We start from the raw sequence: 2,255 nt of genomic DNA on the forward strand, positions 1-2,255 counted from the left end.
CGCGGTGATCAGCACTGCGGGTGCCTCCACCTGCCAGGCCTGGCGCAGTGATCCGATCAACCGCGTACCCAGCTCGCTGTCCAGCCGGTAATCGATGATTGCGACATCCGGCGCCTGGGGACAGCGCTCCAGCGCCTGGGCGCCGTTTGCCGCGGTCACGGTGTCGGCGCCCCAGCCCAGCAGGAGCTGATTCAGGCCGGCGAGAATCGGCTCCTCGTTGTCCACGCAAAGCACCCGCATGCCCGAGAGCACCTGGGTCGGCGCCGCCGGCTCGACCGTCGCCACGGCCTCGCGCGGCTCGGATCGGGGCACGTCGATCCAGAACACCGAGCCCTGCCCCGGCGTCGACCGCACGCCGATGGGATGCCGGAGCAGCTTGGCCATGCGCTGCACGATCGCGAGCCCCAGCCCCAGCCCCTTGCCGGACTGCGCGTCGGCGACGGGCAGCCGCTGGAATTCGACATAGATTTCCTCGAGCTGATCCTCCGCGATGCCCGGGCCGGTGTCGTAGACGGCGATGCGGGTGGCATCACCCGCACGCCGCGTGCCCAGCAGCACCGTGCCCTTGGCCGTGTAGCGCAACGCGTTGGACAGGTAGTTCTGCACGATGCGGCGCAGGTGCAAGCGATCCGAGCGGATGTGGACATCCGGCAGCCGCACGCGCAGCTCGATACCCCGTTCCGCCGCGACCGGCCGGAACTCCTCGATCAGCGGCAGCAGAACCTCCTTGAGCGAGAACACGTCCTCGCGCACCGGTACACGGCGGGCATCCAGGCGATTGATTTCCGCCAGATCGCTCAGCACCGCCTCGGCGCTGTCCAGCGCGGAGGCGATGTGCTCGGCGGACTGGCGCGCCTGGTCCGATTCGGCCTGCTCGATCAGCGATGACGCGAACAGCCGCGCCGCGCTGATCGGCTGCATCAGATCGTGGCTGGCCGCCGCGAGAAACTGGGACTTGCTGCGATTGGCCCATTCGGCCGCTTGCTTCGCGCGCTCCAGCGCCCGCGTGCGGTCGCGTACCGTGCTCTCGAGGTTCTCGTTCGCGGCCTGCAATTCCTTCTGCACCCGCTTGTGGTCGGTGATGTCGGCGAAGCTGGTGACATAGCCACCGCCGGGGAGACGCTTGCCCTGCATCTCGATCACCGTGCCATCCGGCCGCGTCCGCTCGTAGCGATGGGTGTTGCCGGAGCGAATGCGTTCCAGGCGCTTGCGGACGTGCTCCTCCGGATCACCCGGACCGCACAGCCCCCGCTCGGCGTTGTAGCGGATGACCTGTTCCAGCGGACGCCCCACGGTGATCAGGCCGGGCGGGTACTGGAACAGATCCAGATAGCGCTGGTTCCAGGCCGCGATGCGCAGGTCGTTGTCGATGACGCTGACACCGTGATTGACGTTGTCCAGCGTGGCACGCAACAGACGGCGGCTGAGCCGCAAATCCTCGCGTGTCCCGTCGAGGATGGTGGCGACCTCCTCGATGGACAGTTCGATGTCCTTCAGGGCGCTGTCCAGCACCATCCTGGCCGAGGTACTGCCAACAGCGCCGGCGAGCTGTCGCTCCGCGGCGTCCAGCAGTTCCGGACTCGCCCGCCGCATCGGCGACAGCGGCGCGCCCATCGCCTGTTCGACCTGGCGGACGACCTGCGACGTGCGCACCTCGCCGACAAAGCGATCCAGCAGGAACAGCACATCCTGCACCCGCGCCGAGATGGTCGTATCCGCCGGCTGCGATTGTCCGAAATCGCGGCGACAAAACTTGTTGGCCTGCGACTGCTCCACGACCGAGCGGCGGGTGACCAGCGAAACCGTCACGAACAGCAGCAGATTCACGCCCAGCGACAACCAGGTCGCGACGGTGACGGAACCAAAGCCCAGATGCGTCGCGGTCTCCGCGCTCGCCATCGCGGCGGGGATAATCATCGGCAAGGCCAGCCAGCAGAACCAGATGGTGAAACCGGCCGCGAGCCCGATGATCGCGCCACGGGCCGCGGCGCCCCGCCAGATCAGGCCCAGCAGAAAGGCCGGTGCCAGCTGGGCCACGGCGACGAAGGCCAGCAGCCCCAGTCCGGCGAGATTGCGGGTATCCGCGGCCAGCAGATGAAAGCCGTAGGCGCCGAGGATGACCACCGCGATGACGCTGCGGCGAATGTTCAGGATCACCGAGTCCAGGCGCCGGTTGCGCACATCGCGTCGGGCCCGCAGCAACAGCGGCACAACCCACTCGTTGCTGATCATGATGCTCATCGCGAGCGCCGAGA

1 protein-coding gene is annotated in these 2,255 nt (G+C 67.9%); it reads right to left on the reverse strand.

Going from position 1 to position 2,255, the window contains the following annotated elements:
* Window positions 1–2,241, reverse strand: a 2,241-nt coding sequence (locus tag ABNS06_RS05175; protein WP_348673001.1) for a PAS domain-containing hybrid sensor histidine kinase/response regulator, incomplete at its 3' end; no start/stop codon positions are given.
* Window positions 2,242–2,255: the final 14 nt, after the last annotated feature.

Source organism: uncultured Abyssibacter sp., assembly GCF_964000955.1.
Taxonomy (GTDB): domain Bacteria; phylum Pseudomonadota; class Gammaproteobacteria; order Nevskiales; family OUC007; genus Abyssibacter.